Source organism: Streptomyces sp. HSW2009, from assembly GCF_040240285.1.
Classification (GTDB): Bacteria; Actinomycetota; Actinomycetes; order Streptomycetales; family Streptomycetaceae; genus Streptomyces.
Window position 1 is genome coordinate 1 of record NZ_JBEHZD010000687.1, and the last position, 3,561, is coordinate 3,561.

The 3,561-nt window shown below is 72.0% G+C and carries 4 protein-coding genes; all 4 read right to left on the reverse strand.

Features of this window, described 5'->3' with window-relative positions; all coding sequences use genetic code 11:
- Positions 1-848 (reverse strand): amidohydrolase family protein (locus AAHZ94_RS30750; protein ID WP_349997006.1); only part of this gene is annotated, 848 nt, incomplete at its 3' end.
- A 33-nt stretch (positions 849-881) separates the two neighbouring features.
- Positions 882-1,460, reverse strand: coding sequence for an urease subunit beta (locus AAHZ94_RS30755; RefSeq protein ID WP_349997007.1), 579 nt, complete (start codon positions 1,458-1,460; stop codon positions 882-884).
- A gap of 10 nt (positions 1,461-1,470) precedes the next feature.
- Positions 1,471-1,857 carry an urease subunit gamma gene (ureA, locus tag AAHZ94_RS30760; protein ID WP_349997008.1) on the reverse strand — a complete coding sequence of 129 codons (387 nt, stop codon included), beginning with the start codon at positions 1,855-1,857 and terminating at the stop codon, positions 1,471-1,473.
- A 1,050-nt stretch (positions 1,858-2,907) separates the two neighbouring features.
- Positions 2,908-3,405 carry an NUDIX hydrolase gene (locus tag AAHZ94_RS30765; protein WP_349997009.1) on the reverse strand — a complete coding sequence of 166 codons (498 nt, stop codon included), beginning with the start codon at positions 3,403-3,405 and terminating at the stop codon, positions 2,908-2,910.
- Positions 3,406-3,561 lie beyond the last annotated feature (156 nt).

Here is a 3,561-nt window from a genome sequence, read left to right on the forward strand (position 1 = left end):
GGGGGGGGGGGGGGGGGGGGGGGGGGGGGGGGGGGGGGGGGGGGGGGGGGGTGGTGGGGGGGGGGCCCGGGGGGGCCCGCCCCCCCCCCCCCCCCCCACTCCTCGCCGGCCTTCAGTGCGGCGTCCAGGGCCGCCGGGGTGGCTCCCCAGTCCTCGTGGATCTTGTAGCCGCCGGCCCCCGCCAGCGCCTGCTCGTCCAGGCCCTCCTTGCTGACGGTGTTGCCCTTGCCCAGCAGCATCACGTTGACCGGCAGGTCGTCGAAGCTGCGGTGCAGGTTCACCAGGTGCTGTGGTCCGGGGGTCACGGTGGTCGCCTTGGACCCCTCCGAGGGCCCGACACCACCGCCGATCAGCGTGGTGGTGCCGGTGGCCACGGCCTCCATGACGGCCGAGGGGGAGATGTAGTGCACGTGGGTGTCGATGGCGCCGGCCGTGAGGATCTTGCCCTCCCCGGAGATCACGTCCGTGGCGGGGCCGATCTCCAGCCCGGCTGTGACCCCGTCCATGACATCGCTGTTGCCGGCCTTGCCGATGGCGACGACCCTGCCGCCCTTGATTCCGACGTCGGCGCGGACGACGGCGTTGTTGCTGCCCCGCTCCCGGGCGGGAGCGACATCCAGGATGATCGCGTTGGTGATCACGGTGTCGGGGGCGCCCTGCGCACTGGTGGTGGTGCCCTGCAACATCGACTCGCGAATGGTCTTGCCGCCGCCGAAGACCGCCTCGTCACCCCCGAAGGTCAAGTCCTCGGTGATCTCGATCCAGAGGTTGGTGTCGCCCAGGCGGACCTGGTCGCCCACGGTCGGGCCGTAGGACTTCGCGTACTGCTCACGAGTGATGTTCGCCATTGTCTTCCTCCGGCTGGATTTACGGGGGCCCTGTCAGTCGAGATCGATGTCGCCGGCCTGCTTGTCCTTGCGCAGGCCCGGAACGCGTCGTCTCCCGCCGATCGGAACGACCTCGATCGCATCGCTGGGCGCGTTCTCCGGGCTGAACCGCAGGGAGTCCCCCGGAGCGATGTCCAGGCGGTGACCCCAGGGGGCCACTCCCGGCGTCTTCGACCGGTCGTGCGCCAACTCGCGTGCACCGGCGATCTGTTCGGACCGCACGCGCTCGGGGTCGGTCAGGACGGCCTCGGCAGCGGTGGCGGCGTCCAGATCGCTGAAGAACAGCAGGTCCTCGTTGACGTCGGCCAGGTGGATGTGCGAACCGATCTGGATGTCGCGGTCACCGACGTTGACCACGTAGACGGTGACCTTGTCCTTTCCTGAGTTGAGGACGTGCTCCGCGGTCGGGTCCTTGACCCACACTCCGCCCACCTCGTAGCGGGAGAAGCCGTGGGCCTGGCCCGGGTCCAGCTCGGAGGGCGGCAGGGATGCGGGAGGAAGGGTGCAGTCAGGTCGTACGTCCGGACACACGACCTGCGCGGGCTTCGGTACCAGCGGCTGGAAGTAGGGCATGGGTTCGTCCTCAGCGGATCGGGGCGACCGTCGGGGGGACCTTCGGGGCGCGGATCGGGTCGTAGAGGGTGACGAGCTTGCGGCCGTCGGGGAAGGTCGCCTCGATCTGGAGGATGTCGAGCATCTCGGCGACGCCGTCCATGACGTCGACCGTCGTGAGGATGCTCTCGCCCTCGCCCTGGGTGTCGCCCTTCCGCTGCTCCAGGGGAACGCTGGCATCGCTCATCATCTGGTCGACGGTGTAGTTGCCGGCCCGGGCCTCCTCGATGACCCAACAGCTGATGTACGCCACGGCCTCGGGGTAGTTCAGCTTGATGCCGCGCTCCTTGCGGTAACTGGCGAGCATCCCCGCCACGCTCAACAGCAGCTTCTCCTGCTCTGACGGAGTCAGGTGCATCCGTGCTCCTCGGTAGTGGTGATGGTGCCCCGGCCCTGGCGACCCCGGCTTGTGGAAGGAAGCCGACCGAACGCCTCCGGGCCGGCGTCCGCGGGGCGAGCAGACACCCTCGTACGCGGGAAGTGGGGTGCCCACCGCCCTGCTCGGAATCCAGCGGTGACGGTGCGTCCGCAGCCGTAGGCGGTCCGCCGGGTCCACCCGTTGAGCCACGCGGCGTCGCGGTTGATCATCCTGCTGTCGGCCGGGATGCTGCCGCTCAATCGCCCCGGACCCCTCGAACGAATGTCGATACAGACATGTGAACGATGCCGGCGGCCACGGGGAGGGCACCTGGCCCAGCCGGTCTCGTACGAGAGGGTGCCGCCGCTCAGCACGCAACAGGGGTGAGCAGGGCCGCGCGTCGTCGCGACCGGGGCGAGCCCTACCGGAATCGGTGGCCCCGGGGGCGGCTCCGGGTCTCCCCCGCGGCGCCGCCGCATCGGCCGGCGGATCGCTGCGAAGTGCTCGCCACGAGCGCTCCGGCACGCTGATGGCCTGGGGATCTGTTCGTGGTTCGCCGTCGGCCCGGGAGGGTTCGCACCGTGCAGCCCCGGCGGGGGTCCGCGCCGTGCCGTGGGTGGGTACCGGCCGGGCCCGGCGGCCCTGGTCACCGGCTCAGCGCGCCCGCGGCTTCAGGGGCCCGCACATGCCGCCCCAGGAGGGTTTCCCGTGGGTCACGGCGTCGTCCCGGCGGCGAGCCGGTACGGCCGTCCCGCCCAGGACGGTCACGAGACCTCAGCCGGACCGTCCACGTCGGTGCCGGGCCGTCCCGCTGCCCCGCGCACACCGGCACGCGCCCTACCCCGTGTTGGCGTGTACCGAGGTCGGCCGCGTACCCCTCCCTGCACCGGCCACGCTGGCACGTCCTGTCGGCGCAACTCCGCGACAGGGCTCGACGTGGCCGGGGAGGCGCCAGTCGTCCCTCTCACCGATCCGCTCGGGCCTCGACGGTCCACCCGCCGAGGCCCGCCCGGCGCGACGGATCGCGAAGCCTTCCGTCCGGGTCGCAGATCAGACCGCGGGCGGTGCGAACGGGGTCGGCGGTTCGAACCAGGCCGGTCCGTCGCTCATCGCCAGCTTGATCCGGGACACCACGAACTCCTCCACGTCCGGCAGTGCGTCGACGGCGAACCAACCGACCTCCAGCGACTCGTCGTCATTGACCCGCGCCTCGCCGCCGACGGCGCGGCATTGGAAGCAGATGTCGACGAACTGGCAGACATCGCCGTTGGGGTAGGTGACCGGCTCCCGCTGGCTCTGCACCAGCAGCAGCCGCTCGGGCCTGACCTGCACCGCGGTCTCCTCGAACACCTCGCGCACCACCGTGTCCGCGGGCTGCTCCCCCGGCTCCGGGATGCCCCCGATCAGGGACCAGCGACCGTTGTCCGCCCGCCGGGCGAGCAGCACCTGTCCGTCGTCGTCGAAGACGACACCACTCACCCCTGGCAACAGGAGCAACTGGTGACCCGCGGTGGCCCGCAGCGTGCGGAGGAAGTCTGGGATAGGCATGGCACCGAGCGTAGTCCGTGCCGCCACGGACGGCGGGGTCTCTTCGGTACGCCATGACGCCGGCCCGCGGGGCGGCCCGCCCGCCCCCGGCGGCCCACCCGGCCCCCCCCCCCCGCCGCCCCCGCCCCCCCCCCCCCGCCCCCCCCCCCCGCCCCC

Coding starts and splice junctions, on each gene's coding strand:
- AAHZ94_RS30755 (WP_349997007.1), bottom strand. CDS start 1,460: ATGCCCTACTTCCAGCCGCTGGTACCGAAGCCCGCGCAGGTCGTGTGT.
- ureA (WP_349997008.1), bottom strand. CDS start 1,857: ATGCACCTGACTCCGTCAGAGCAGGAGAAGCTGCTGTTGAGCGTGGCG.
- AAHZ94_RS30765 (WP_349997009.1), bottom strand. CDS start 3,405: ATGCCTATCCCAGACTTCCTCCGCACGCTGCGGGCCACCGCGGGTCAC.